This window comes from Bradyrhizobium sp. LeoA1Lang (assembly GCF_055413685.1).
Genome location: NZ_JBVAPG010000096.1, coordinates 1 through 23,619, shown reverse-complemented (window position 1 = coordinate 23,619; position 23,619 = coordinate 1). Strand labels below are relative to the sequence as shown.

Here is a 23,619-nt window from a genome sequence, read left to right as displayed (position 1 = left end):
ATGCTCGCCAGAGGGCCGTTCGGCCTCTTTCCATTCAGCGATGTCGGCACGCGCGCCGCGCGCATGGTCGCGGTTGGCGAAGCGACCGCCGCTTTCGCCACGCTGCCATTCGCGACGACCTGGTCGGCGGTCGGCTCGACCGAAGTCCTCTTCGGCGGCTCCACGGCATGGGATCAGATGCTGGCGCAGGCCGAGGCGCCGATCGCCTATTTCGCCGAAATCGAGCCTTGGGTTTTGACGGACCGCTCCTGATGGAATCATCTGCCCCCTGCAGCGCGCTGCCGATCTCGGCCGATCGCCGCGACCTGCGCGTCTATTTCGACATGGTGATGGATCTCGACGCGTCGCTGACGCTGAAGATCTATGTCTCGACCTCGGCCGGCTTTGCGACGCGGCCGACGGATACGCCGGCAAACCAGCCGTTCCGCGGCGTGCTGCAAAGCTTCAAGTTCACCCGCTCGATCATGGAGTCCGACATCGGCCAGTTCACGACCGGCAAGGGCACGCTGGTGATCTCCAACGCGGATGCGTATTACGATTTCCTGCCGCTGTCCTATGCCGTCGACGGCCGTCCGATCACGATCAAGATCGGTCGTCGTGACCGCGCCTATGCGGAGGCGTTTCCGCTGGCGAAGCTGACGGCGAGCGGCTGGAACGTTGACGGCGACGCCATCACCATCGACCTGGAGGATTTCTCCTACAAGCTCGAGGTGCCGGCGCAGCCGAATGTCTATGGCGGCGCAGGCGGCGCTGATGGCGGCCCCGACCTTACGGGCAAGCGCAAGCCGCTGGTGCTCGGCAAGGCGCTCAACGTCACGCCGGTGTTGCTGGTGCCGAACCTCCTAATCTACCAGGTGCACGACGGTTCGGTGCAGGCGGTCGACGCAGTCTATGACCGTGGCGCGCAGCTCACTGCCGGCAGCGACGTCGCCGACTATGCGGCGCTCGCGGCCGCCAGCGTCAGCGCCGGGCAGTATGCGACCTGCAGGGCGTTCGGGCTGTTCAAGCTTGGTTCCTCGCCATCGGGCACGGTGACAGCAGACGTGCAGGGCGAGAACACGGGCGGCTATATCGAGACCACGGCCGACATCGTCCGCTGGGCCTTGCGCACGCGGACGGCGCTGGTCGATCCGACAGATCTCGACGCGGCCTCCTTCGATGCCGTCAACGCGGCGCAGCCGGCTGGAATAGGCTATTTCGTCGCGCCGGACGACTCCCTGACTGTCGCCGCGCTGATCCAGAAGCTGATGGGCGGCATCGGCGGCTGGGGCGGCCACAAGCTCGACGGCCTGTTCGAGGTCCGCATCTTCGGCGCGCCGTCAGGCAATCCGGTCGCCAGCTTCACCCGTGGCGACATGCTCGGAAGCGACATCAAGCGCGAGCCGCTGCCGGATGCCTATCGGCCGCCGCGCTGGCGCTGGCGCGTTCCTTACGCGCGCTGCTGGACGGTGCAGACCGATCTCGCCGGTGGCGTCTCCGCCGCGCGCAAGGCCTTCGTGGCGGAGGAATACCGCCTGGCCGAGGCGAGCTCTCAGACGATCCTGACCGATCACCCCTTTGCGCAGGACCGCGATCCGGTCGAGGCCTATTTCCAGAATGAGGCCGACGCCACCTCCGAGGCCGAGCGGCTGATCGCCCTGTGGAAGACGACACGTGCGATCTACCGCATGAGCGTGCCGCGCCGCGCGCTTCGCCGCGACATGGGCGACGAGGTGAGGGTGACGCATCCGCGGTTCGACCTATCGCAGGGGCGCTCGATGATCGTGGTCGAAACCAGCATCAGCGTCGACCCGGATGCCGGCGTCGATAATGTCGAGGTCGCCGCCTATGGCTAATGCCTGCATCATGGTCGACAACCAGGCCGACGGCGGCCGCGTCGTAGCGTCAAGCCAGGCGCTCGCCATGCCGGCGTCGAACCTGTTGACGCCGCATCCCTCCGAGCGCTGGCGCGCCCTGGCGCCGTCCGCATGGGCCGTGCTGCGCAAGACGGCGCTGGCGCCGGCCGACACGGTGATGCTCTGCGGACTGACCTGCGGGCCGAACGCGACCATTCGTCTGCGGCTGTCCTCGAGCGACAGCCTCGGGGTTGCCGCCGATGTGCTCGACACCGGCGTGATCAGCAGCGGCGACGCGCATTTCGACATCGCCTATGGCTCGTTCGTGTGGCGGCTGCCGGCGCCGGCCGCGTGGCAGTTCACGCGGGTCGATATCGACGATCCCGATGCCGACTTCGTCGAGGCCGGCTGCATCGCCGACGGATTGGCCGAGAGCTTCGATTACAACTTTGTCCGCGGCGGCGAGCGGCAATGGGTCGACCGCAGCCGGGTATCGTCGACATCGTCGGGCATGACGCTGACATGGGATGACGTCTCGTTTCGTCGGCTCAACCTGTCTTTCGATTTCATCTCGCTGCAGCAGAAAAACGGCCTGATCGAGCGGCTCGATCGGGTCAAGGGCCGGCGACGCAATGTGCTGTTCATCGTCGACCCCGACAGCGACAACCTGCCGCGCGATTCCGTCTACGGCCTGGTGACCGACCTGACGCCGGTCAGCTTCGGCCCGGTCAATGACATCTTCGGCAAGCAATTCCGCATTGACGAGAGGATTTGATGGCTTTCATCCAGCCAAGAGACCGCGTGCTCGAGAAGTCGACCTCGAACAGCCAGAGCGTGTTCGCCCTCGCCGGCGCGGTCGACGCTTCGTTCAACCGTTTCAGCGCCTCGATGTCGGTTGGCGATACCACAGTCGGCGCGGTGGTCGAGCCGGGTGTCGCCTTCAAGTCGGGCATCCTGACCTATACCAACACCAACGAGATCACGGTCAGCGTCGTCTTCGACAGCAAGGGCACGTTCTCGCCATCGGGCACCAAGCAGGTGTTCATGGACCTGCCGGCCGGCCTCGCCTTTCCGAAGAAGAATTACATCATCAACGGCGCGATGATGGTGTCGCAGGAGAATGGATCGACGGCAGGAACTGCGAACGGCTACTATCCTGTTGATCAGTTCGTGTATCTCGGCTCCAACGATGCGGGCATCAGCGTCAGCCGATCGGCTTCGGCAAGTCCGGCGGGGTCGCCTAACCGCCTGCGTTTTGCGATCACAACGGCAGATACCTCGATCGGGGCCGCCCAATACGCCATCATCAGAACGACTCTTGAAGGGCTGCGAGTCGCCGATCTGAAATTCGGGAGCGCTTCGGCGAAGGCGGTCACGCTTCAGTTCGGCGTTAAGGCGCCGGCCGGCACTTATTGCGTCCGCCTGAATGGCGGTGTGCGAAACTATGTCGCAGAGTACACGATTGCGGCGGGTGAAGCTAACGCCGACGTCGTCAAATCGGTGACGATCCCGGGTGACGTCACCGGCGCATGGGCGACGAGCAATAGCGCCGGATTTGTCCTCGACTGGGCGTTGGCAATCGGAAGCTCGCGCCAAGGAGCGCCGAATGCGTGGGCGGCGAGCGACATCCTTGGTACGGCGAACCAGTTCAACCTGCTGGGCACAGTCGGCAACGTCTTCGAGCTGTTCGACGTCGGGCTTTACGAAGGTTCGGCGGCGCCGGCATTCCAGGTGCCGGATTTCGCGGCGGAGCTGCAGCTCTGCCAGCGCTATTGGGAAAAGAGCTACGACTATGCGACTGCGCCTGGCACCGCGACACCGAACGGCATGCATGAGATTTATCTCACCTCGGGCATTGGGCAGTATCAGATGCCTGGGCAGCGCTACACCGTCCGCAAACGAGCCGTCCCGACGTTGACGATCTATTCCGCGATCACGGGAGGGGTGGGTGTGGTCGGCGGCGTTCTGAGCGGAGACAGGGCGGCCAACATCGAAGGAAGCGGTGAGACGGGCTATAGCCTGTTCATCGGGACATCGACCGCTGATCTCATCCGTCACCACTACGTTGCCAATGCGAGGTTGTGATGGCCGAATATCTGTTAACCGCGACCGATGTCGTCGTTCGCACCAGCGACAGTGCTTTTATTCCGAACGATCCGCGCAACGCGGATCGACAAGGCTATGAAGCGTGGCTTGCTGCGGGCAACGTGCCCGACCCGTATGTCCCGCCTGCGCCGCCGGTCCCTGAAAGCTGCACCAAGCTCGGCCTCAAGCGGGCCTTTGACGAGCTGGGACAGTGGCCCACGATCAAGGCGGCGATAGCGGCCAATCCGGCTGCGCAGGAAGAGTGGGACCTTGCGGTCGAGATCCGGCGAACGGACCCGATCGTGCAGGGCATGATCGGCGCCGTCGGACTGACCGCCGAGCAGGTCGACAACCTGCTGCTCCGCGCCAACGCGCTCGTCTAGATCTACCTCACAAGGAAATCCCCGAATGGCTTTCGTTCGCCCTCGCGCGCGCATCCTCGAGCTATCGACGACTGCGGGCACCGGCCCTTATGCGCTCGCCGGCGCGGCCGACAATTCCTACAACACCTTCTCGGCCTTCATGTCGATCGGCGACACCACCTACGCCACCATCGTCGAGCCGGGCGTCGCGTTCTGGGCCGGCCTCGTCACCTACAGCGCCGCCAACCAGATCACTCTGACCGATGTCGAGGAGAGCAAGGGCACCTTCGGCAGCGGCACCAAGGAAATCTTCGCCAGCCGGCTGGCATCGGACTCCGCCTTTCCGCAAGACGTCTCGGGCGCGATCGTCACCGGCGGCACGGCGACGGCCTATGCCGTCGTGAGCTTTCGCAAGTACGATACGCTGGCGCGCCTGGGCGGCAACATCATCGCATTCACGCCGCACGTCACCAATGCGGCTAACGTGACGTTGAGTGTCGATGGGCTGGCGGCGAAGCCGCTACGGCTGGCGCCTGGTGTGGAGTTGCAGTCAAATACTCTGATCCAGGGCACTCCCTACACCGCGCTCTACAACAACAGTGACGGGGCGTTCTATCTGCACGGCCTCGGTGGCAATGCCTATGGGATTCCTCTGGGGAGCGGGATGGATTACTGGGGGCCCACGACACCCTCTAGCGCGTTCGCCTTTCCGGTCGGGCAGGCGCTCTCTCGGACGGTTTACGCATCTTTGTTCGCGCTGTTCGGTACGACCTATGGCGCTGGCGACGGGAGCACCTTCAATCTACCAGACCTTCGTGGGCGCGTGGTTGCCGCCATGGATAACATGGGCGGGGCAGCGTCTGGACGCCTGTCGTTTGCAACGGGGCGTGGAGCGGTGGGGGGTGCACAGAGCGTTGCGCTCTCGGCGACAAATATTCCCACGATCACGTCGAGCGTCTCGGTTAACGTGAGCGGTTCGATTTCGGGAACAACCAACCAGGCGGTGCATATCACGGGGGCAGGATCGCGACCTGCCGACCTCGGCATCGGTATTAGCGAGGCCGTCATTGGTGTGTCTGGTTCGTTCAGCGGCTCTGGCTCTGGTTCTGCGACGTCGAATAACACTGGCGGCGGCGCGGCCCATGACAACGTCCAGCCGACGATAGCGGCCGGCTACATCTTGCGGGTTCTGTAAGTTGCCGGATCGTGCATCGTCACCAAGCGTTATCGATGTAGTCCTGCTCGGTGGCCTCATCCTGCTTGTATTGCCATCTGCCGTCGCAACCGAGACGGCGCCAGACCTGCCCGACAGGCGATAGCCGATTGCCGTAGATATCGCGCCGGCCAAGCGGCGACAGCACACATCGATGCCAATCAAAATCGCTTGGTCGCGCCAAAAACAGGCGCAGTTTTCCGAACATTTTATTGACGGGCTCCCCAGCCGATCGATGGACAAGAGCTAGCCTGCAACCATTCCGAGAATCAACCCCTCCTTGAGGGGTGAGCACTCCACCATCCACACATCCGGTTTCCTACGGAGGATCCCATGACCGACCTCAACGCCCTCGCGCGGGCGAACGCTGCCCGCTGGACCAATGCCAAGCTCACGCGGGATTTCGATGCCGTTGCGCGACGCCTGGTCGCACCGGCGTCGAAGGCGCGGTATCAGGCTGTGGCCGCGCGCACCGGCGTACCGTGGTTCTTCATCGCCGTCACGCATGAGCGCGAGAGTTCGCAGCGCTGGGACCGCTCGCTGGCGCAGGGCGACCCCTGGAATCAGAAATCGGTGCATGTGCCGGCCGGGCGCGGGCCGTTCAAGTCCTGGGAAGACGCCGCGGTCGACGCGCTGGTGAGCTGCCATCCCTATGCCGCGCGCAACAAGGATTGGTCGGTCGGCGGCCTCTTGACGATGCTCGAGCAGTACAACGGCCTCGGCTATGCCAACCGCGGCCGGCCGTCGCCCTATGTCTGGTCGGGCACCGATCAATACGTCTCAGGCAAATACGTCCGCGACGGCGTCTATGACCCCAGCGTCGTCGACAAGCAGCTCGGCTGCGCCGGGCTGATCCTCGCGATGATGAAGCTCGATCCGAGCATCAAGTTCGGCGCGGCGAACATGAACGCGTCGCCGGCCGTCGTCGCAAAGAGTGGCCAGCCCGTGATCGCGGCTCATCCCGAGACCGTTCCGGCAAAACCTTCCGTCACCAATCCGGCGCCCGGCAGCATCGGCGCCTGGATCGCATCCTGGTTCAAACGAGCTGCATAGGAGAACGACATGCTCTGGCTTTTGTTGATTGCTTTCATCGCGCTCGCGCTGGGCTATTTCCTGATCCTCCGGCCGATCATGAAGACGTCGCTCACCTTCGCGCCGGCGTTCGCCGCGGAGGCGTCATTTCTCGACAAGGCGCGCGCAAAACTGGTCGGCTGGCGCACGCGCATCGTGGCGTGGCTGACGACGATCTCCGGCATCGTCGTCGGGCTGTACGACCAGGCGCTACCGCTGGTCTCCGGACAGGACTGGACGCCGCTGACCGCGAAGCTGCCGGGCTGGGCGCTGCCGGTCGGCATGGTCGGCGTCGGCCTCTTGTTCGCCTACCTCCGCAAGATCACCGACAATCCGCCGCAGGTCATCACCCAGAAGATCGACGGCCAGGTGCAGGTCGTCGACGTCGTCAAGCCGGCGGCGGGGTAGGGCGCAGCGATGTGGATGGCAATCCTCTCATTCCTCGGAGGCCCCGTGATCCGGGGCCTCATCGAGGCTTACAATGCCAAGCTGAAGGCGGGCAACGTCGACAACAAGATCGCCGCGGATCTCGCTGCCGGCGAGATCGCGGCGCAGACCGCCGAAACAAATGCGATCACGCAATACCGCATCGCCGAGCTGGGGCACTGGTATGAGCCCGACAAGATCATCGGCTATTGCGTCGCGATCTATTTCGGCAAGTTGCTGGTTTGGGACAAGGTGCTCGGACTGGGAACGACAGACCCGCTCGCCGGGTTTGCTGCCGTCACCTCCAACCTGGTCGTGTCGTTCTACTTTGCCAAGCGTGGTTTCGAGAACGTGGCGAGGATCCTCAGGCGATGATGCGGGGCGCGGAATGAGCGACGACGTGCAGGCGGCGCTGCGCGAGATGGCGCGGTCGATCGGCGGCCTCCAGGCCACAGTCGCGACGCTAACGTCGACCTGGCAGGCGATGGAGCAGAAAGCGTCGGACGGTCGCAAGGAGCTGCACCAGAAGGTCGACGCGCTGCGCGGCGACGTGACGACGATGGGGGCGCAGCTCGCAACCGCCACCAAAGACATCGCCGAAATGAAGCCGGTCGTGAAGGCTGTCGAGAACGTCAAGGCGCAGGCGACCGGCGTCCGCAATGCGACGAAATGGATCTGGGGCATCAGCGTGGCCTTGAGCGGCGGCGTCGTCTGGATCGTCACCAACCTCGTCGAGATCCACTTCAAGCGCTGACGATCCGGTCCGCGTCATCCCCTAAAAATCCAAGAGGCAAATATGCTGCGAATGCTGTTCGCGGCGTCGCTGGCGCTTGCTGCGCTGGCGGCGGCCGCAGATTCCGCTCTGGCCCATTCCCGGGCTCGGCAGGCCGTCCTTTGCAACAACATCGACCTGATGCGGCCATGCCGGCCGGCGCCGGCGGTCAACAAACCCGCACAGCCGGCCGGACGTGCGTTAAATCGAGATGGCCCGCGGCACGCGGGCGGCCGGGCGCCGCGGGTGCGCCACGAGCCTCGACAAGCCGTCGGCGGCCTGGTCGCGCCGCTGGCCGCCAAGGCGGCCGAGATCTGCGCCATCTGCCAATCCCGCGTCATTTCGGCGGTGCGACATACGCTGGTGGCGGGCACGCGGGTCCTTAGCCTGCATGCCTCCGGCCGGGCGGTCGATATCGCCGGGGATCCCGGCTGCATCTATGCGCGCCTGGCCGGCTGGCCTGGTGGCTATAGCGTCGACTACGCGGCCGTCCGCCACGTCCACATTTCCTGGGATCCGGACGGCCGTCGCGAATGGGGCGTGCAATTCCGCCACGGCGGTCGCCACGGGCGCCGGCATCACCGGAGGGCCCGATGAGCTTGGTCGCGCTCAAGTTCGTAGCCGCCGGGCTGATCGCCGTGCTGCTGTTGTCGGTCGCAATGCTGGTCGGCGCGCTCGGCGCCTGGTGGCGCTCGCGCAAGTGTAGGGGCGGCCGATGTACGCGCTAATTGGCCGCCTGGTCGTCTATAGCGCCGCGGTCGTCGGCGCCGGCTACGCCGTCGCCGTTGTCTGGACGGCGGCTCAGATGCTGATCGTCGGCGGTCCGTTCCGTGCCGGGCTCGGCGGCGGGTGAGAGATCCGCATCAGGCGCGCCTGCCTACAGCGCGCGCTCGCGTAGCTGCTCGAATTGTTTTCGGCTCTTGACCTGCAGCAGCACCATCGCGACCGGAAGCGGCGGGCCTTCGGTGGCCCAACGCTGGCCGGTCCTTGCGCTGGCGCCGAAGGCTTCGCCGGCCTCCTCCTGACCAAGATCGAGCCGCTTGAGGTGTTCCAGGTAGGCGTCACGCGTCATCGCGCGGTCGGGGCTCTTAGCGCGCGGCTTCGTAAAATTCCGTCACCATGCTCAGGTCAGTCGGGTTGCCGTGGCGGCGCCAGCCGATTCGATCCGCGGTGATGATCCGGCGGCAGGCGTCAATGACGAGCTGGTCGCCGGCGTCCTTTGCCGCTTCCAAAACCGCCCAGGTGATCTCCATCCGCGGCGTCCGTCCAATGATCTGTTGCATGTTGCTCTCCTCGCTCTCGGTATCTGACACATACGCCAATTTGGCGTATGCGCAATCCGAAATCTGAGCAACATCATTGCGAATTCTGAGACGCTCTCGGAGCGCTTGGCGACCGCTGAGCGCGCGAGTTTTGTAACCCTGAGTCCGTCGCCGGGCGGCTCCCCAGTATTTCGTCGTATCGTTTTCTATGACGGCGCCATCGCCAGCGCTTTGTCTGTCGGCGCCGTTCTAAGGACCGCGGCCGCGATGCTGCTCGCGCAAGGTCCTATTCGGGCGTCGCTAGGCGGCGGGTGAGCGTGGAGGAGAGGCCGTAAGAGCGAGGTATGCTTGAGGCGCCGGCCAAGGACGGCGTTTCCATCAATAGCGAGAAACAAAGAGGATCATCGCGACCACCAAGACGGCGGCAGCGATACCGACTAAGCCCTCGGCGCTTATCCTGATGCCCCACAAGTGGATGTCGAATCTCGGTTCGGACATGGCGCGTTTCTCCTTCGAGGGCAAAGTAGCGCTCGAAGGTTGTCCGTGTGTCTCAGGGGGAATCACCAGCAACTTATCCGACATAGGCAAACCTCATCCGTGGCGCGAAACGACGTCGCGCGGTCATTGACAGGTTGCCTGGGGAGAGCGAGAACCTACGGTGTTAGGGCGGAGAATCCTTCGGGATCTCCTCCAGGCGTCGGGCGGTGCTTTGCAAGAGCATCGCCCGATTCACTTTCTACTCTAGAAACCGTCCCGCCCGACACGGCGATTCGGGGTCCGGTGTCGATTATACCCGGAAAAATGATGGCGGGGTTTTCATGCATGGCGGTGTGTCTTTTCGGCCATATCTGCGAAAGGACCGTTTCATCAATCACTTGCTCTGTGGAAAAGAAGGTCAGCGCGCCAATTGACATTGAATAACTTTTTCAGGGTCTCGGTAGAGGCGGGCCGGCGGCGAATCCTGCGCTTCACTTTTTCCTTCGGATCGGGAGATTCAATTCCCGGGCCTTGCGCTCCACGTCGTCGACGCTGCCGGCGCGGCACAGGAATTCGGCCGCGTGTTCGATCGAGCTGCCGTGCTTGATCGAAGACTTGAGGTCCTCGATGTCCATCTCCGTCCACGGCGCGCCATCATAGATGTCGACATTCGGATTGTAGCGCATCGGCATCAGAAGCTCTCCTGCACACGCTCGAAGGCCGGGTGCGTCCGGTTCTTCACCTTGATCCAGTGATCGCAACGGCCAGAGCGGTAGGGCCGTTCCCGGTGCTTGGAGACGAGGCCTTCGAGACCGATCAGGCAGGCGTGACGGAACAGGTCGGGGCCGATCTCGCCTTGCTCGTAGGGGGCAACGTGGATGCCAGCGATCCGGCGCGAGAGCAGCCGCGCCAGCGCGTTCTTGCGCAGGTGCAGCGGCAGCCGGCGCATGTCCTCACCGTCGGAGGCCAGCAGGTCGAAGGCGTAGAGCTGCACCTCGTCGTTATGCCGGCGCGAATGCATGCCGTTGAAATCGCTGCGACCGTCGACGCCGAGCAGCACGGCTTCTCCGTCCACCACGAACGACGTCGATCGATGGCGCAGCACCGCCTCGCGGATGAGCGGAAAGCGATCGGTCCAGTCGTGGCCATTGCGGGTAAGCATCCGGACGCGCTTGCCGTCGCGTTGGACGATCAGGCGGTAGCCATCGTGTTTGACCTCGTGGATCCATTCCGGACGGGCGGGGACCTTCGTTCCGCGGGTCGGCAAGCATGGAAGAAAGCTAGGCTGGGGCATGGCTCCTGGGGTAGGTCATCCGGGTCGTTGGACAGCGCGACCGATTCTGCGAAAGTGTGCTGGGTCGGCTTCCCACGTGGCATAAGCCGTTAACCATAAATAGGTATACTGTATTTAGGTACCAAGAAGGGGAAGTCTGTGCCTTTCGACAAGGACCAGTTGCCGGAGTTCGAAAATCCACCTCTCAACGAGGTTGTGCTGGGGGTGCAGTTCCAATCCCCGCGTAACTTCCAACAGATACAGGCCTATGAGGTGTGGAAGCTTTATGCGCCTCGCTTCCCCGTGGTTGGAGAGCATCCTCCAATGGTCCCTCAATTCGAGACCTTCGGAGAATGGCAGTCGCCCCAAGTCTCGTTCAATGTCATGGGCGTCATGCCGACGAGGTACTGGTTTGAAAGCTCAGGTGGCGAGGACCTCATCCAGTTTCAGCACGATCGCATCTTCCATAATTGGCGAAAACTGCATCCGGAGCGGCTGGAATACCCGCGATATGAGGCGATCATTCGTCAGTTCGAACAGGAGTTGACGGAGCTAGAGAACTACTTCCGTTCCTTGGGCAATGAACGGCTGCTCGTCACGCAATGTGAGATCTCGTATATTAACAGCATAGTGCTCGACCAGCCCGCAGAACCTTTCGAGCCGCAGACGTGGTTTTCGTTCGTACCCACCGATCAACCGGCCCTCGATAACTTCGGTTCGACCTTGGCTCGCGTTTTGCGTCAAAGGGACGGGCAGCCCTATGGTCGATTCTACCGCGAATCTGCTACAGGGCTTGACCGGTTCGGCCGACGGACGCTGTTCCTCAACTTGACGGCGAGGGGTCTGCCAACCACAAATGACTTGCCGGGAACTCTCGATTTCCTCAATGTTCATCGCTATATGATAGCTGAAGAGTTCATTAAGGCGACGACCCCTGGCGCCCAGAAACTTTGGAAACGCACTCGATGAGCCTTACCAATACCGGTTCGGTCTACTCTGTGTCGGATGGCCTGAACGCTTTGGCCCGGCGCGCGCCCGCTCCCGAGCGCCTCGTCGTGACGAGCCCATCGACAGCCTGGTCAGACGCGGTATCCGATCGCCTTGATCATTTATTGAAGCTGCCGGTCGGTTGGGATGGTTATAGAGCGCCTCCCGTTCACTTCGAAAATGCGTACTTCGCCCTGCAGCTCTTGGCATCGATTTGTCCCGCGCGGATGCCGGCACCGCAAATCGTTCCGGGGTCCAATGGTGATCTTCAAATCGAATGGCACGGTGCTTCGACCTCGATAGAGATCCATGTGCGAGCCCCGAACGATGTTTCGGCTTGGCGGGAGACTGAGGCTAATCCCGATGGCGAAGAGATCCTTCTGACGAACAACTTCATTGTTGTGTCGCGATGGATACGCGACATGGTGGGGGAACGCGTTGCCGCTGTCGCCACCGCCGCATAATGGCGGGGTTGTTGTTCCGCACGATCATCAGGAAATCCTGGACGGCGACGACATCATCCGACGCATTTCGCCTGAGCAATGCGTGACCACCGCCGAAGGGACGCGGCGGGTGTCTTCAATGGCATTTCAGCCTTCAAGTGGCAGGAACGGAGGAATGTCGATCGATATCAAGAAATCGATCGAAGAGGCCCAGCTTGTCCCATCTGAGTTTGTTACAACTCCGAAATGGATCGGATCGGTGATCCTGAAGGCCGCGGCTCCGCGGTCCGTTGGCCTGATGGTCGGGTACGAGCCGCTTTCTGACAATCCCCACCATGGTGAGGTATGGGGAGCGTTTGATCGCAAGAAGAGCAAGCTCCTTCAGCGTAACAGCCAATGGCTTGTTTCGATCCCTGGTGTGGCGTTGATCTGACCGTAGCGTTAAGCGAATAGCTCCATACCTGCGGGCGTGATCTTCACGTAAGTGCCGCTCTCGTGCATCCACAGCCAGCCGCGCTCGATCGCCAGCTTGAGGCCCGGCGCCATATTCGGCCGGCTTGGCCTTCTCCCGATCTATGAACGGGTAGTTGATCTTCTCGATGTGGATGCGGCCGTCCTGCACGGGCTCGACGGCCTTGGCTAGCTCCATGAGCCTGCGAGCGGCTTTCTCCGGATCGGCGTATGGGCTGTCTTTGACGTATTTCATGCTGCGAGTTTATCTTCCTTGTCGGGGCCGCGCATGACGATCTTCAGGGCGTCGTCGGGCAGCGGCCGCTGTAGTGCTTTGGCCTCATCCCAAGGCGCGCGCAGCCAGACGTCGTGCTCCTCGTCCGTCGTCAGGATCACCGGCATGGCCTTCGGATGGATCGGCGCGACCACGGCGTTCGGCTCGGTCGTAAGGAAACCATAGACCAGGTGAGGGCCGGGGATCGGCTTCGACTTGGTGCCGCGATCGCCTGTGAACTCCGTCCAGATCCCGGCAAAGGCCGTGAGCGGTCGGTCGTCGTTCAGTGCGAACCAGACCACGTCCTTTTTCTTGGTGGCCGGGTTCGGCTCGGGCGAATATTCAGCGAAGCTGTTGAAGGGAACGAGGCAGCGGTTCTCAGGCTTCAGCCAGCCGCGCCAGTGCGGCGAACTGGTGTTGCGGATATTTGTCACCGGCGGCCCGCCGATGCGCGGCGGCGGCGGCATGCCCCAGCGCATCAGTACCAGCTCACGGCCGCCGGCGGCGTTGCGGACCACGGGCGCCGGATAGTCCGGAAACACGCCCGGCATCGGCGGCAAGTTGCCGACGTAGCGGTTGACGACGCGGAACAGTGCACGGATGGCTTCTTGGTTGGTCGTGATCGAATAGAGATTGCACATAGGTAGCTTTCAGCGTTCGCCCGGCCACCAGGTCGACGGCGGATGCTGGGCGGAGATTTTCGTTGGCCGCAGCGCGATCAGTTGGCTGCGCTTATAGGGATAGCCGCGCTCCTCCGAACACAACTTGCAGCGCATGTAGCGCTCGAGCTCATGGATCGGCGTTGTCTTCGGCCGACGGACGATGTCAAGCGCGACCGTCTGGTGCGTCTCGCAGCCGAGACACTTCACCTCGAGATAGGTGTAGCCGGCGTTGAGCGCGTCACCGAGCGCGGGCGAGGGCTGGGCTGGCCCCTGGAACGCCAGCATGCGCTTATTCCAGGCCGCGCAGGCGAGCCGGTCGGCGGCCTTGCGCGCTTCTGCCGCCTGCTCAGCCGCGGCGCGCACCGATGCGCCGAAAATGCTCTCGCGTGACTTGGTGCCCATGATCTGAAAATGCGTCGTGCGGCGCGCCGCGGCAAGCCGCTAGGGCTTGCGGTTGGCGCGTGAGAGACGACTATCGGCCGGGCGAACGTATCGAAAACAGACTGTGCCGACTTTTGTGCCGACGGAAACCGCCTCCATCTACGGCACCTCCGGTATCTGCGGCAAGATTATTTCGGCTGCGGCCGCCGCTAAGTGGCTGAAAAGATTGGCTGGCGGAGACGGAGGGATTCGAACCCTCGATAGGCCTTTACAAGCCTATAACGGTTTAGCAAGCCGCCCCGGGCCGAAACGGAGTTTGTACCCCCGCCGCCGCTTTTTGTACCCGGTGCGCCCAATCCTAGAAACTGAGATGTCGGATTTACTATTCAGATCAGGCGCTTATGTGGTGAGCGCGGAGGGACTCGAACCCTCGACCCCATGATTAAAAGTCACGTGCTCTACCGCCTGAGCTACGCGCTCACTTCCTGGAGCGTGACGACGTTACAAGCCGTCATCCCGTTCCAGCTCTTGTCTGACCATGATCCGCCGGAAACCGACTCCCGCCTTTCCGGATCATGCTCCAGTCCGCGCTGTGTAGGGGGCGGGGGCCGATGGGTCAATAGCGCAAAGCCCGGCAGATGTACGATCGTCCGGCCCGGGATTCCCTTGGGATAGCTGGTGGTTAGCGCCACTCCTTCAAGCCCGGCCGCGAAATCAATCCACGGCCGGATAGCGGCTCAGTTGGCGTCGCGGCGGATTTCGGAGGCGGCCTGCTGGGAAGGAGCGGCGATCGTGGGCATGGCGACCGGGCGCAGACCGATCAGTTCCGCAGTGCGGATGGCGCTGTTGCGCCAGAACGAGAACGAGTTGATGCGCGAATTCTCCAGGATCGCGATCGCGACCGCGGCGAGGAACGGCAGGCTCTGCAACACCAGCACGCCGGCGAAGATGTAGATCTCGCGGACCTGCTTGAAGCCGTTCGTGGCGATGAGGACCGCGGCACCGACCAAGAGGAGGACGCCGATCACCGCTTCCCAGAACGCCTGGAATTCGATCGACATCCGCGACAGGCCGCCCTTGGAGGTGCGGGCGAACGCCAGATGCTCGGTGATCAGTCCCTGCGCCACAGCGCGCGACACCGTCCATTGCACGCTCATCGCCGCGATCATGGCGCCCAGCATCTGGCCCGCCTTCACCTTGACCCGCAGTCGGTACAGCACGACGAAATGCGCGAGCGAGACGACGAAGGAGGCGATGATCGGCAGCGTCAGGATCTTGTCGGGGATGGCGATGTCGGCAAAGGCGACGATCGGCACCCAGATCAGGTTGAGGATCGCGACCAGCACGCCGAGGCTTTCGGCGCCCAGCCAGTTCAGCCAGCCCAGCGAAAATTCGCGGCGCTGGTCGGGCGAGAGCCGGCTCGCGCCGGGCAGGAAACGCCGCCAGTGCTTTTTCACGATCTGGAAGCCGCCATAGGCCCAGCGGTGCCGCTGCTTCTTGAAGGCCTCGTAGGTGTCGGGCAACAGGCCTTCGCCGTAGCGCTGGTTGGTGTAATGCGTCAGCCAGCCGCGCTCGATGATGGCAAGCCCGAGATCGGTGTCCTCGCAGATGGTGTCGCTGGACCAGCCGCCGGCCATGTCCATTGCGGCGCGGCGGATCAAGCACATCGTGCCGTGCACGATGATGGCGTTGTGCTCGTTGCGCTGGACCATGCCGATGTCAAAGAAGCCGGCATATTCGCCGTTCATGATGTAGTGCATCAGCGAGCGGTCGCCGTCGCGATGCTCCTGCGGCGCCTGCACCAGGCCGACCCGCGAGTCGGCGAAGACGGGTACGAGGTCCTTCAGCCAGTCGGGATGCACGACATAGTCGGCATCGATGATGCCGATGATCTCGGCGTCCGCCGCGGTGCGATCCATCGCGATGCGCAAGGCGCCGGCCTTGAAGCCCTGGACCTTCTCGGCATTGATGAACTTGAAGCGCTCGCCGAGCGCGCGGCAATGATCCTGGATCGGCTGCCAGAACGCGGGATCTGGCGTGTTGTTGATGATGCAGACGCATTCGAAATTGGGGTAGTCGAGCCGCGACACGGCATCGAGCGTCTGCTTCAGCATCTCCACCGGCTCAAAATAAGCGGGGATATGGATCGAAACCTTAGGGAAGGTGACCTGCTCGCCGATCGTGGCGGGCGCAACGGCTGCGCTCTTCTGGATCAGCCGGTGGGGGCCGCGGCCGAAGGCAACATCGGCGATCTCCTCGATCCGCGCCATCGCGATCAGGATCAGCGGGACAAGAAGGATCAGGCCGAGCGTCAGCGCGAACGCCGAGCCGAACACGAAATAGTGCCCGGCCCAGTAGGCGAAGACAGTCGCGACCCAGGCGCCGACGCCGTTGGCGGCAGCCGAGAGCATCAAAGCCTGCATCACCGTCGGACGTTCCAGGCGCAGGATCGGTAGCGACACCAGGATGCCGACGAGGAGGGCGAGCAGCGCGAGCTTCCAGTAGTTCTCGTTGACGATCGGCCCAGTCCAGGCGAATTTCGGCTCGCGGGACGCATTCAGGATGCCCCAATACGGGCCGACGCCGCCTTCGAAGAACTTCCAGGGCTGATCGATCGCCTCGACGATGTTGTAGTCCATGCCGATGGCTTCGGCGCGGGTGACGAAATTGCGCAACACCGAGGCCTGCTCGAACGGACCGGGCTCGGCGTTCCGGAGATTGTAGCCCGCGCTTGGCCAGCCGAATTCGGCGATCACGATGCGCTTGCCCGGAAACTGGTCGCGCAGGAGCTGGAACATCGCGACCGCCTGGTCCACCGCCTGCTGGGCGGTGAAGTTCTCCCAGTAAGGCAGGACGTGGGCGGCGATGAAATCGACGGAATTGGCAAGCTGCGGATTGTCGCGCCAGATGTTCCAGATTTCGCCAGTGGTGACGGGGACATTGACCGATTTCTTGACGCGCTTGATCATCTCGATCAAGTCGTCGATCTTTTGCTCGCCGCGGTAGATCACTTCGTTTCCGACGACGACGCCGATCACGTTGCTGTTGCGCCGGGCGAGGTTGATAGCGGCGTCGATCTCGCGCTCGTTGCGCTCGGAGTTCTTGTCGATCCAGGCGCCGACCATGACCTTCAAGCCGAATTCGGCGGCGATCGGCGGAACCAGTTCAACGCCTCCCGTCGACGAGTACAGGCGGATCGCGCGCGTCATCGTCGACAGCTTCTTCAGGTCGGCGCGAATCTTCTCGGCCTGGGGGATATTGTCGACGTCAGGATGCGCGCTGCCATCGAACGGCGCATAGGAGACGCTCGGCAGCATGCCGCGGAAATCAGGAGCCTGCTGTTTCTCCTGGAGAAGGCCCCACAGCGCGGCATGCACAGCGGTAACAAGCAACAGAACGGCGGCGACAGCGCGCATCGCGGCTAAACCATACGGGGCCTGCTATGAAGGAGAAAGCGAACCCGTCCCCTAGGTTCGACCGACATGGCGGTAAACTGCAAGATAATCCTGCCACGCGATTCCACAACTGATATGACCGCATGGCGTTTTGAGGGCGCCACGCAGCTCAAATGACGGAAGTCGCGATCGTTCCAAAGTCGAAGGCGGTTATTTCGCAGCCGGCGACGGCGAGGCCGACGGCGCTGGAGAAGGTGAGGCGGCGGGCGCCGGCGCGGCGTTCCCAGCCGTGGCGGGCGACGCTTGCGGGGCGGGCGCTGCCGCCGCGGCGGCTGCGGCCGCGGGCGGCTGGGCGCCCGGGTTGATCCAGCAAGCATGGATGCGGCCATCGAGGCTGCGTGGCACCTTGTCGTCGATGGTGGCGCCAAACCGGGTCAGGCAGCGGAAGGTCGCCTGCACATGACCACCGGGGCAGCCGAAGCGGTCGTAAAGGTCGAGGTGACGGAAGGCGGTATCGAGGTCGTCAAGCCACATCAGCCGCACCACGCGCCGGCCGAGCCAGACGCATTCCGGGTTTCCGGCCGGGCCGTTGATCGCTTGCGTGGCCTCGACGAATTCGTCGGTCTTACGCTGGTTGTCCTTGGTGGCGTCGGACGGAGCGTTTCCCTGCTTCGACTGTTCCTGCGGATTCGGCGTGCCGCTTTGGGAGAAAGCGGCTCCGGTACCGATCAGAAGCGCGAGGCTGGCAGTGGCGAAATGGCGCAAGACCGCGATTTTGAACTGAAGCACCCGTCCACCCATACCTTCCCCGATCGATTTCCCGCCCAACAAATCATCCCAAACGGCCGTGGCGTAATGCCGTCCAAATAGGTCTCCAGTGCGGCGGAGACGCTGGCGGAATCCCATGACCGGTATTTCAGATTTTGTCCAGCAAAGTCACAACTTTATCGCACCAGCGCAAAACTGTCGCAGGACAACCTTGGTATTGCCCGACTCGTGCTCTTGGCAGACGGTGCATGACCGGCTAATCGACGGTCCCCGGAGGATGGAACTGATTTCTCTTCGTACGCCACTGGCGCTTCTCCTGATATCGCTGGGTATGATTGCGGCCGTGTGGTGGTGGCTCGCCACGCCGATTACGTTGTCGCGCGCGCCGATCGATCCCAATGCAAAGCTGCAATGCGTCTCCTATGCGCCGTTCCGCGACACGCAGACGCCGCTGATCCGCACCACGCACATTCCGGCCGAGCAGATCGAGCAGGATCTGACTGATCTCGCCAAGGTCACCGAGTGCGTGCGCACTTATTCGATCGAGAACGGGCTCGACCAGGTACCGGGTATCGCGGCGAAGGTCGGGCTGAAGGTCATCCAGGGCATCTGGCTCGGCAGCGACCGGATCAAGAACCAGACGCAGATTGCGGTCGCGGTCGGGCTCGCCAAACAATATCCGGGCGTGATCACGGCGCTGGTGGTCGGTAATGAAGTGCTGCTGCGCGGGGAAATGACGACCGCGGATCTCGCCGCCTATGTCCGCGCGGTCAAGGCGCAGGTCCAGGTGCCCGTGACCTATGCCGATGTCTGGGAATTCTGGCTGCGCAACCGCGAGGTCTATGACGCCGTCGATTTCGTCACTATTCACATCCTTCCTTACTGGGAAGACATGCCGGTGCGGGCGAAATTCGCCGCCGCCCATGTCGATGCCATCCGCAAGCGGATGGCGGTGGCGTTCCCGAACAAGGAGATCCTGATCGGCGAGACCGGCTGGCCGAGCATGGGCAGGATGCGCGAGGGCGCGCTGCCGTCGCGCACCAACCAGGCGCGGATCGTCTCGGAAATCCTCGATCTCGCCAAGCGCGAGGGTTTCCGCGTCAACTTGATCGAGGCCTATGACCAGCCCTGGAAGCGCCAGCTCGAGGGTACGGTCGGCGGCTATTGGGGCCTGTTCGACTCCGTCAACCGTGTGGTGAAGTACCCGCCCGGCGTCGCCATCAGCAATTACCCGCTTTGGAAATGGTACATGGGCGCTGGCCTTGGGCTGGGCTTCGTCACCTTCCTCGTGGCTTGGCTGGCGGTCCGGCGGCGGCCATGGGCGCCGCGGATCATGTCCTGGATCGCGGTCGGCATCTCCTCAACCAGCGCCGGGATCCTGCTCGGGGTTGCCATCGACAAGATGATCTATGAGAGCTACGGGACCGGCGGCTGGGTGCAATGGGGGACATTGCTTGCGGCGGCCGTCTTTGCGCCGATCCTGTCGGCTCACGCGCTGATGGCGGGTAAATCGCTGCCGACCTTCCTCGAACTGCTCGGGCCGCGCCAGTACCGGCACGGCACCTTGCTCACAGCGCTGCTCGGCCTTTCGCTGATCGTGACGACCGTGATCGGGGCGGAAACAGCGCTCGGGTTCACTTTCGACCCGCGCTACAAGGACTTTCCGTTCGCCTCGCTCACCATGGCTGTGGTGCCGTTTGCGCTGCTGATGCTGCTCAACCGGCCGCAGGAGGGCGTAAGGCCGATCGCGGAGGCCGTGTTCGCCGGCCTTCTGCTGGTCGCGGCCGGCTACACCTTCCTGAACGAGGGGACCGACAACTGGCAGTCGGTCTGGACCTGCGCGATGTATGTGTTGCTGGCGCTTACGCTGTGGCGGGCGCGGGTCGCGCAAAGCCCAAAATGAGCAAGCCGATTGCGATCCCCGACAGCGCGACATTGTAGAGCACGATCCCGAACCCCGCCGCGATCAGCCCGCCGGTCATCAGGACGATCGACGGCCGCAGCACGTGCAGGGTCGCGATGACGAGCGCGACGATGCCGAACACGGAATTCCGGAACAGGCTCGTCGCCAGCACCCGCATCTTGCAGTTCATGGTCTGCAGGCCCGCATCGCAGGCGAGCGCGACGGTTGAGAATTCGATCACGAGATAGCGCAGGTAAAGCGCGTAACCGACGGCGAGGAAACCGACGATCAGCAGGAATTGCACCTGATAGGGTGTGAGGCGGAACGGAGGCTTTGTCATCGCGCGAATATGGTCGGGAAAGAGGATCAGGACAAGCCGCTTCAGGCGGCGTGAAAGCGAGTGAAAATGTCGCCGCAATGTCTTGCGGTCACGCCATTATTGCTCCTTGCGACCGAACATCGAGGTGATCGCCGAGACCGCGGAAGGTGGCTCCGGCTTCTTCGGCGGCTCCTCGACCACCACCGGAGCTGCCGCCGCTCGTTTCGGTGCTGCGTGCCGGCGTGGTGCGGGTTTGTTGGGAGTTGTCGTGGCCGGCGGCGGCTCGTCCTTGAGCGTCAGGCGCTGACCGTCGAAAACAGCGGTTTCGCAAGCGCGGCCGTTCTCGGCGAGCACCGCGCAAATCTTCGCCGCGGCGCCGGCGTCGCGCAGCGGGCCGGCAACCAGGCGGAGCTGCATGCCGAGCCCGTTGGCGCCTTCCTTGATGACGATGATCGGGCGCAAATTGAACAACGGCGCGTTCGAGCGCGATTTCAACAGGCCCCGCCACAGCGCGCGCAGCCCCGGCACCGAATTGGCGGTGCCGAGATCGACGCCGAATTCGGTATGCTGCACCTCGGCTTTCGGCGCGCTAGCGTCCTCTTTCGCTTTCTCCGCGTCACCGGCGGCAGGCGCCGCGGCGACCACCTCGGGCATGGGGCTGGCGGTGACCGTGGCAGCGGGCTTGGCCGGCTCGACTGGCTTGCTCGCGGCAGGATCGGGCGGTCCGATCATCGACTTTGCGGCGACGAGTGGCATCGCGGGCAATGACGCTGCCGGGGTGCCGGCCGGGTCCGAATTGCTGGCTGGCACAGGGGCGGCGGGCGCTGTGTTGGCAGCAACGACCGGCGGTTTCTCCACGGGCGGCTTCTCGCTCGCAGCGGCCGGCGGCTTGTCCGAAGCCAGCACCGGGGGCTTTTCGGCGGCCGGTTTCTCGGGCGCGGCTGGAGCGGGTGTCGTTGCCGCGACTGGGGCCACGACCGGGGCGGGGGCCGAGGCAGGCTGCGCTGCCGGCTCTTGCACCCACGCTGGATATGGCGAGGGGGCGGGCTGTGGCGCGGCCGCCGTGCTCTGCTTTGTGATCGCGCCGGTAACCGAATCCAGTCCTTGCTCAAGCACGGTGACGCGGGCGTAGAGCCGGTCGCGGTCGGAGTTGAGCGTCTCGATCGCGGACGCAAGCCGCCGCGCTTCGTTCTGGCTCTCCTTCGTGAGTATCTGGATCTGCTGCGCCTGCCGCGCCACCTCGGCGCCGGCAACCTGGTCGCGCCGCCACCCGAGCGAGGACTGGTTGGCGAGGACCGCGAGCGTGACCGCGCCGACCGCGGCAAAACCCCAGGAGCCGAGGCGCCACAGCGTGCGGCGGTCGAATTCGTCTTCCTCGGCAAGCAGGCCTGTGAACAAACCGCCGGTGCTTTCCGCGCCGAGATCGCCTGCCAGATTGTCAGGATCTTTGGCCAAAACCCCTTTGGCCCTCCTCAAGGCCCGCCGAATCACGCCGCAAAGATTAACAGGAAATGCGCGGGGAACCTGAATCCGGGCTGTCACGGGAGGCGGATAGGTTTCTTCTGCCGGGGAAACCAATTAAGACGGCTTGGCGCGATCGGCGCACGGTATTTGAGGGCTCTTGATGACTGCTCGATACAGCCTGACGGTGGTGCTCGCGGCCGGCGAGGGCACGCGGATGCGATCCTCGCTGCCGAAGGTCCTGCATCCCGTCGCCGGCCAGTCGCTGCTGTCCCATGTGTTGCGTGCCGCGCCGAATGGCGAAGGCGCTTCGCTGGCGGTGGTGGTCGGGCCAGACCATGAAGCGGTCGCGGATGAAACGCGGCGGATCCGTTCCGATGCCAGCACCTTCGTGCAGCGCGAGCGGCTCGGCACCGCCCATGCGGTGCTGGCGGCGCGCGAGGCGATCGCTGATGGAGCCGACGATCTCCTGATCGCCTTTGGCGACACGCCGCTGATCTCGGCGGAAACCTTCGAGCGACTGCGTGCGCCGCTGAAGAATGGCGCCGCGCTCGCGGTCCTCGGCTTCCGCGCCGCCGATCCCACCGGCTATGGACGGCTGGTGGTCGAGAACGGCAAGCTCGTTGCGATCCGCGAGCAGGCCGACGCCAGCGCCGAGGAGCGCAAGATCACGCTGTGCAATGCCGGCGTGATGGCGTTCGACGGGCGCAGGGCGCTCGGCATCCTTGATGGGATCGGCAATGCCAACGCCAAGGGTGAATATTACCTGACCGATGCCGTCGCCATCGTGCGTGAAAAAGGATTGGAGGCCGTCGTGATCGAGACCAGCGAAGACGAAGTGCGCGGCATCAACACCAAGGCGCAGCTTGCGGAAGCCGAAGCCGTGCTGCAGTCGCGGTTGCGCAAGGCTGCGATGGAGGCGGGCGTGACGCTGATCGCGCCGGAGACCGTCTATCTGGCCGCCGACACCAAATTCGGCCGTGACGTCACCATCGAGCCCTTCGTGGTGATCGGCCCCGGCGTGACCATCGGCGACGGCACGGTGATCCACTCGTTCTCGCACGTCGTCGAGGCCACCATCGGCAATAAGGTCTCGATCGGTCCGTATGCGCGGCTGCGGCCGGGCACCTCGCTCGGCGACGGCTCGCGGATCGGCAATTTCGTGGAGACCAAGGCCGCAATCCTGGAGGAGGGCGTCAAGGTCAACCATCTCTCCTATGTCGGCGACGCCCATGTCGGCGCCAATTCCAATCTCGGTGCCGGCACCATCACCTGCAATTATGACGGCTTCCTCAAGCACAAGACTCTGATCGGCAAGGGCGCCTTCATCGGCACCAATTCCTCGCTGGTCGCGCCCGTGAAGATCGGCGCCGGCGCCTATATCGGCTCGGGCTCCGTCATCACCAGGGACGTGCCCGACGATGCGATGGCTGTCGAACGCAGCCCGCAATCCGTCCGCGAAGGCGGCGCCGCGCGCTATCGCGAGATCAAGATGAAAGCGAAGGCCGCGAAGGGAAGCTGACGCCGTAGTCAGTAGGATGGGTAGAGCGCAGAGACTGGGTAAGAATTTTTTCCGCCCGGATTACAGGGCACAGGCGAATGCCGGGCGGATTTTGGCTCGGAGACGCGGCCTGCAGGTTTGGAGCCGGTCGACGATGACGGCGAGGACGGTGACAAGCAAGATCGTCCAGTTTGGACGGCGCTTGGCCAGATAGGCCATGAACCGATCCAGGCCGAGGATGCTGAGCACGCGAGTGAGGTTGTAGCAGAGCGCCATCAGGCTCCATTCGCCGCGGACCT

Annotated in this window: 30 protein-coding genes and 1 tRNA gene; 18 read left to right on the top strand and 13 right to left on the bottom strand. The window is 63.7% G+C overall.

Annotated features, from left to right (window positions below):
* From ACZYOF_RS27675 to ACZYOF_RS27650, 6 genes are read left to right on the top strand one after another with little or no spacing between them, the layout of a single operon-like run.
* A complete protein-coding gene (locus tag ACZYOF_RS27675; protein ID WP_463717764.1) occupies nt 1–252 on the top strand; it encodes a hypothetical protein in 252 nt (83 codons plus the stop codon).
* Nucleotides 252–1,835, top strand: a complete 1,584-nt coding sequence (locus ACZYOF_RS27670) for a hypothetical protein (RefSeq protein WP_463717763.1) — start codon at nt 252–254, stop codon at nt 1,833–1,835. Before ACZYOF_RS27675 ends, ACZYOF_RS27670 begins: the two co-directional genes overlap by 1 nt.
* Complete coding sequence (locus ACZYOF_RS27665) at nt 1,828–2,610, top strand: hypothetical protein (protein ID WP_463717762.1); 783 nt, start codon at nt 1,828–1,830, stop codon at nt 2,608–2,610. The genes ACZYOF_RS27670 and ACZYOF_RS27665 overlap by 8 nt, the downstream gene beginning before the upstream one ends.
* Complete coding sequence (locus tag ACZYOF_RS27660; RefSeq protein ID WP_463717761.1) at nt 2,610–3,920, top strand: hypothetical protein; 1,311 nt, start codon at nt 2,610–2,612, stop codon at nt 3,918–3,920. The genes ACZYOF_RS27665 and ACZYOF_RS27660 overlap by 1 nt, the downstream gene beginning before the upstream one ends.
* Nucleotides 3,920–4,303, top strand: coding sequence for a hypothetical protein (locus tag ACZYOF_RS27655; protein WP_463717760.1), 384 nt, complete (start codon nt 3,920–3,922; stop codon nt 4,301–4,303). Before ACZYOF_RS27660 ends, ACZYOF_RS27655 begins: the two co-directional genes overlap by 1 nt.
* A gap of 25 nt (nt 4,304–4,328) precedes the next feature.
* Nucleotides 4,329–5,477 (top strand): phage tail protein, encoded by a 1,149-nt coding sequence (locus ACZYOF_RS27650; protein ID WP_463717759.1) that lies wholly within the window; start codon nt 4,329–4,331, stop codon nt 5,475–5,477.
* A 19-nt stretch (nt 5,478–5,496) separates the two neighbouring features.
* On the opposite strand, the gene ACZYOF_RS27645 is transcribed toward ACZYOF_RS27650, so the two are convergent.
* On the bottom strand, nt 5,497–5,703 hold the full coding sequence (locus ACZYOF_RS27645; protein WP_463717758.1) for a hypothetical protein: 207 nt from the start codon (nt 5,701–5,703) through the stop codon (nt 5,497–5,499).
* A 125-nt stretch (nt 5,704–5,828) separates the two neighbouring features.
* On the opposite strand from ACZYOF_RS27645, the gene ACZYOF_RS27640 reads away from it, so the two are divergent.
* From ACZYOF_RS27640 to ACZYOF_RS27610, 7 genes are read left to right on the top strand one after another with little or no spacing between them, the layout of a single operon-like run.
* The gene (locus ACZYOF_RS27640) at nt 5,829–6,548 is read left to right on the top strand and encodes a hypothetical protein (protein ID WP_463717757.1); all 720 of its coding nucleotides are present in this window, start codon (nt 5,829–5,831) and stop codon (nt 6,546–6,548) included.
* 9 nt (nt 6,549–6,557) lie between these two features.
* Nucleotides 6,558–6,974, top strand: a complete 417-nt coding sequence (locus tag ACZYOF_RS27635) for a hypothetical protein (protein ID WP_463717756.1) — start codon at nt 6,558–6,560, stop codon at nt 6,972–6,974.
* A gap of 9 nt (nt 6,975–6,983) precedes the next feature.
* A complete protein-coding gene (locus ACZYOF_RS27630) occupies nt 6,984–7,367 on the top strand; it encodes a hypothetical protein (protein WP_463717755.1) in 384 nt (127 codons plus the stop codon).
* 13 nt (nt 7,368–7,380) lie between these two features.
* Nucleotides 7,381–7,746 (top strand): DUF1515 family protein, encoded by a 366-nt coding sequence (locus ACZYOF_RS27625; RefSeq protein WP_463717754.1) that lies wholly within the window; start codon nt 7,381–7,383, stop codon nt 7,744–7,746.
* A 42-nt stretch (nt 7,747–7,788) separates the two neighbouring features.
* Nucleotides 7,789–8,361: a hypothetical protein gene (locus ACZYOF_RS27620; protein ID WP_463717753.1), complete on the top strand. Its 573-nt coding sequence runs from the start codon at nt 7,789–7,791 to the stop codon at nt 8,359–8,361.
* Nucleotides 8,358–8,492 carry a hypothetical protein gene (locus ACZYOF_RS27615; protein ID WP_463717752.1) on the top strand — a complete coding sequence of 45 codons (135 nt, stop codon included), beginning with the start codon at nt 8,358–8,360 and terminating at the stop codon, nt 8,490–8,492. Before ACZYOF_RS27620 ends, ACZYOF_RS27615 begins: the two co-directional genes overlap by 4 nt.
* The gene (locus tag ACZYOF_RS27610) at nt 8,480–8,617 is read left to right on the top strand and encodes a hypothetical protein (protein ID WP_463717751.1); all 138 of its coding nucleotides are present in this window, start codon (nt 8,480–8,482) and stop codon (nt 8,615–8,617) included. Before ACZYOF_RS27615 ends, ACZYOF_RS27610 begins: the two co-directional genes overlap by 13 nt.
* A gap of 24 nt (nt 8,618–8,641) precedes the next feature.
* On the opposite strand, the gene ACZYOF_RS27605 is transcribed toward ACZYOF_RS27610, so the two are convergent.
* The 4 genes from ACZYOF_RS27605 to ACZYOF_RS27590 all read right to left on the bottom strand — a co-directional run bounded on the left by ACZYOF_RS27605 (nt 8,642) and on the right by ACZYOF_RS27590 (nt 10,797).
* Nucleotides 8,642–8,836: a helix-turn-helix domain-containing protein gene (locus tag ACZYOF_RS27605; protein ID WP_463717750.1), complete on the bottom strand. Its 195-nt coding sequence runs from the start codon at nt 8,834–8,836 to the stop codon at nt 8,642–8,644.
* 16 nt (nt 8,837–8,852) lie between these two features.
* Complete coding sequence (locus tag ACZYOF_RS27600) at nt 8,853–9,047, bottom strand: hypothetical protein (protein ID WP_463717749.1); 195 nt, start codon at nt 9,045–9,047, stop codon at nt 8,853–8,855.
* Between the two features lie 947 nt (nt 9,048–9,994).
* Entirely contained in the window at nt 9,995–10,195 is a 201-nt protein-coding gene (locus ACZYOF_RS27595) for a hypothetical protein (RefSeq protein WP_463717748.1), read from the bottom strand.
* A complete protein-coding gene (locus tag ACZYOF_RS27590; protein ID WP_463717747.1) occupies nt 10,195–10,797 on the bottom strand; it encodes an ATP-dependent DNA ligase in 603 nt (200 codons plus the stop codon). Before ACZYOF_RS27590 ends, ACZYOF_RS27595 begins: the two co-directional genes overlap by 1 nt.
* A gap of 138 nt (nt 10,798–10,935) precedes the next feature.
* Here ACZYOF_RS27590 and ACZYOF_RS27585 point away from each other — a divergent pair, with 138 nt between their 5' ends.
* From ACZYOF_RS27585 to ACZYOF_RS27575, 3 genes are read left to right on the top strand one after another with little or no spacing between them, the layout of a single operon-like run.
* Nucleotides 10,936–11,745 (top strand): TIGR04255 family protein, encoded by an 810-nt coding sequence (locus ACZYOF_RS27585; RefSeq protein WP_463717746.1) that lies wholly within the window; start codon nt 10,936–10,938, stop codon nt 11,743–11,745.
* Nucleotides 11,742–12,227, top strand: coding sequence for a hypothetical protein (locus ACZYOF_RS27580; protein WP_463717745.1), 486 nt, complete (start codon nt 11,742–11,744; stop codon nt 12,225–12,227). Before ACZYOF_RS27585 ends, ACZYOF_RS27580 begins: the two co-directional genes overlap by 4 nt.
* Nucleotides 12,202–12,639: a hypothetical protein gene (locus ACZYOF_RS27575; RefSeq protein WP_463717744.1), complete on the top strand. Its 438-nt coding sequence runs from the start codon at nt 12,202–12,204 to the stop codon at nt 12,637–12,639. The genes ACZYOF_RS27580 and ACZYOF_RS27575 overlap by 26 nt, the downstream gene beginning before the upstream one ends.
* 269 nt (nt 12,640–12,908) lie before the next feature.
* Here the strand turns inward: ACZYOF_RS27575 and ACZYOF_RS27570 are convergent, their stop codons facing one another.
* From ACZYOF_RS27570 to ACZYOF_RS27550, 5 genes are all read right to left on the bottom strand, one after another.
* Nucleotides 12,909–13,571: an SOS response-associated peptidase gene (locus ACZYOF_RS27570; protein ID WP_463717743.1), complete on the bottom strand. Its 663-nt coding sequence runs from the start codon at nt 13,569–13,571 to the stop codon at nt 12,909–12,911.
* A 9-nt stretch (nt 13,572–13,580) separates the two neighbouring features.
* Nucleotides 13,581–13,994, bottom strand: a complete 414-nt coding sequence (locus ACZYOF_RS27565) for a hypothetical protein (RefSeq protein ID WP_463717742.1) — start codon at nt 13,992–13,994, stop codon at nt 13,581–13,583.
* 383 nt (nt 13,995–14,377) lie between these two features.
* Nucleotides 14,378–14,453: transfer RNA gene (locus ACZYOF_RS27560), tRNA-Lys, on the bottom strand.
* A 257-nt stretch (nt 14,454–14,710) separates the two neighbouring features.
* Nucleotides 14,711–17,389: a glycosyltransferase gene (locus ACZYOF_RS27555; RefSeq protein WP_463717741.1), complete on the bottom strand. Its 2,679-nt coding sequence runs from the start codon at nt 17,387–17,389 to the stop codon at nt 14,711–14,713.
* Nucleotides 17,390–17,578: 189 nt separating this feature from the next.
* A complete protein-coding gene (locus tag ACZYOF_RS27550) occupies nt 17,579–18,169 on the bottom strand; it encodes a beta-1-3, beta-1-6-glucan biosynthesis protein (protein WP_463717773.1) in 591 nt (196 codons plus the stop codon).
* Between the two features lie 244 nt (nt 18,170–18,413).
* Between ACZYOF_RS27550 and ACZYOF_RS27545 the strand changes: the two genes are divergently transcribed.
* Nucleotides 18,414–20,039 (top strand): glycoside hydrolase family 17 protein, encoded by a 1,626-nt coding sequence (locus ACZYOF_RS27545; RefSeq protein WP_282527132.1) that lies wholly within the window; start codon nt 18,414–18,416, stop codon nt 20,037–20,039.
* On the opposite strand, the gene ACZYOF_RS27540 is transcribed toward ACZYOF_RS27545, so the two are convergent.
* Together ACZYOF_RS27540 and ACZYOF_RS27535 are read right to left on the bottom strand one after the other, a co-directional pair.
* Nucleotides 19,999–20,379, bottom strand: a complete 381-nt coding sequence (locus ACZYOF_RS27540; RefSeq protein WP_130584095.1) for a hypothetical protein — start codon at nt 20,377–20,379, stop codon at nt 19,999–20,001. The genes ACZYOF_RS27545 and ACZYOF_RS27540 overlap by 41 nt on opposite strands.
* 96 nt (nt 20,380–20,475) lie before the next feature.
* Entirely contained in the window at nt 20,476–21,813 is a 1,338-nt protein-coding gene (locus ACZYOF_RS27535; RefSeq protein ID WP_463717740.1) for a hypothetical protein, read from the bottom strand.
* Nucleotides 21,814–21,982: 169 nt separating this feature from the next.
* Here ACZYOF_RS27535 and glmU point away from each other — a divergent pair, with 169 nt between their 5' ends.
* Nucleotides 21,983–23,341 carry a bifunctional UDP-N-acetylglucosamine diphosphorylase/glucosamine-1-phosphate N-acetyltransferase GlmU gene (gene glmU / locus ACZYOF_RS27530; protein WP_463717739.1) on the top strand — a complete coding sequence of 453 codons (1,359 nt, stop codon included), beginning with the start codon at nt 21,983–21,985 and terminating at the stop codon, nt 23,339–23,341.
* Between the two features lie 60 nt (nt 23,342–23,401).
* Here the strand turns inward: glmU and ACZYOF_RS27525 are convergent.
* On the bottom strand, nt 23,402–23,619 hold a 218-nt coding region (locus tag ACZYOF_RS27525; protein WP_463717738.1), incomplete at its 5' end, for a hypothetical protein.

Bases quoted from the DNA above. Each gene is read 5' to 3' on its own strand.
- ACZYOF_RS27580 (WP_463717745.1), top strand. From the start codon at position 11,742: ATGAGCCTTACCAATACCGGTTCGGTCTACTCTGTGTCGGATGGCCTG.
- ACZYOF_RS27655 (WP_463717760.1), top strand. From the start codon at position 3,920: ATGGCCGAATATCTGTTAACCGCGACCGATGTCGTCGTTCGCACCAGC.
- ACZYOF_RS27550 (WP_463717773.1), bottom strand. From the start codon at position 18,169: ATGGGTGGACGGGTGCTTCAGTTCAAAATCGCGGTCTTGCGCCATTTC.
- ACZYOF_RS27555 (WP_463717741.1), bottom strand. From the start codon at position 17,389: ATGCGCGCTGTCGCCGCCGTTCTGTTGCTTGTTACCGCTGTGCATGCC.
- ACZYOF_RS27620 (WP_463717753.1), top strand. From the start codon at position 7,789: ATGCTGCGAATGCTGTTCGCGGCGTCGCTGGCGCTTGCTGCGCTGGCG.
- ACZYOF_RS27665 (WP_463717762.1), top strand. From the start codon at position 1,828: ATGGCTAATGCCTGCATCATGGTCGACAACCAGGCCGACGGCGGCCGC.
- ACZYOF_RS27675 (WP_463717764.1), top strand. From the start codon at position 1: ATGCTCGCCAGAGGGCCGTTCGGCCTCTTTCCATTCAGCGATGTCGGC.
- ACZYOF_RS27565 (WP_463717742.1), bottom strand. From the start codon at position 13,994: ATGGGCACCAAGTCACGCGAGAGCATTTTCGGCGCATCGGTGCGCGCC.
- ACZYOF_RS27625 (WP_463717754.1), top strand. From the start codon at position 7,381: ATGAGCGACGACGTGCAGGCGGCGCTGCGCGAGATGGCGCGGTCGATC.
- ACZYOF_RS27595 (WP_463717748.1), bottom strand. From the start codon at position 10,195: ATGCCGATGCGCTACAATCCGAATGTCGACATCTATGATGGCGCGCCG.
- ACZYOF_RS27545 (WP_282527132.1), top strand. From the start codon at position 18,414: ATGGAACTGATTTCTCTTCGTACGCCACTGGCGCTTCTCCTGATATCG.
- ACZYOF_RS27660 (WP_463717761.1), top strand. From the start codon at position 2,610: ATGGCTTTCATCCAGCCAAGAGACCGCGTGCTCGAGAAGTCGACCTCG.
- ACZYOF_RS27650 (WP_463717759.1), top strand. From the start codon at position 4,329: ATGGCTTTCGTTCGCCCTCGCGCGCGCATCCTCGAGCTATCGACGACT.
- ACZYOF_RS27640 (WP_463717757.1), top strand. From the start codon at position 5,829: ATGACCGACCTCAACGCCCTCGCGCGGGCGAACGCTGCCCGCTGGACC.
- ACZYOF_RS27605 (WP_463717750.1), bottom strand. From the start codon at position 8,836: ATGACGCGTGACGCCTACCTGGAACACCTCAAGCGGCTCGATCTTGGT.
- ACZYOF_RS27630 (WP_463717755.1), top strand. From the start codon at position 6,984: ATGTGGATGGCAATCCTCTCATTCCTCGGAGGCCCCGTGATCCGGGGC.
- ACZYOF_RS27645 (WP_463717758.1), bottom strand. From the start codon at position 5,703: ATGTTCGGAAAACTGCGCCTGTTTTTGGCGCGACCAAGCGATTTTGAT.
- ACZYOF_RS27540 (WP_130584095.1), bottom strand. From the start codon at position 20,379: ATGACAAAGCCTCCGTTCCGCCTCACACCCTATCAGGTGCAATTCCTG.
- ACZYOF_RS27635 (WP_463717756.1), top strand. From the start codon at position 6,558: ATGCTCTGGCTTTTGTTGATTGCTTTCATCGCGCTCGCGCTGGGCTAT.
- ACZYOF_RS27590 (WP_463717747.1), bottom strand. From the start codon at position 10,797: ATGCCCCAGCCTAGCTTTCTTCCATGCTTGCCGACCCGCGGAACGAAG.
- ACZYOF_RS27570 (WP_463717743.1), bottom strand. From the start codon at position 13,571: ATGTGCAATCTCTATTCGATCACGACCAACCAAGAAGCCATCCGTGCA.
- ACZYOF_RS27610 (WP_463717751.1), top strand. From the start codon at position 8,480: ATGTACGCGCTAATTGGCCGCCTGGTCGTCTATAGCGCCGCGGTCGTC.
- ACZYOF_RS27615 (WP_463717752.1), top strand. From the start codon at position 8,358: ATGAGCTTGGTCGCGCTCAAGTTCGTAGCCGCCGGGCTGATCGCCGTG.
- ACZYOF_RS27670 (WP_463717763.1), top strand. From the start codon at position 252: ATGGAATCATCTGCCCCCTGCAGCGCGCTGCCGATCTCGGCCGATCGC.
- ACZYOF_RS27600 (WP_463717749.1), bottom strand. From the start codon at position 9,047: ATGCAACAGATCATTGGACGGACGCCGCGGATGGAGATCACCTGGGCG.
- glmU (WP_463717739.1), top strand. From the start codon at position 21,983: ATGACTGCTCGATACAGCCTGACGGTGGTGCTCGCGGCCGGCGAGGGC.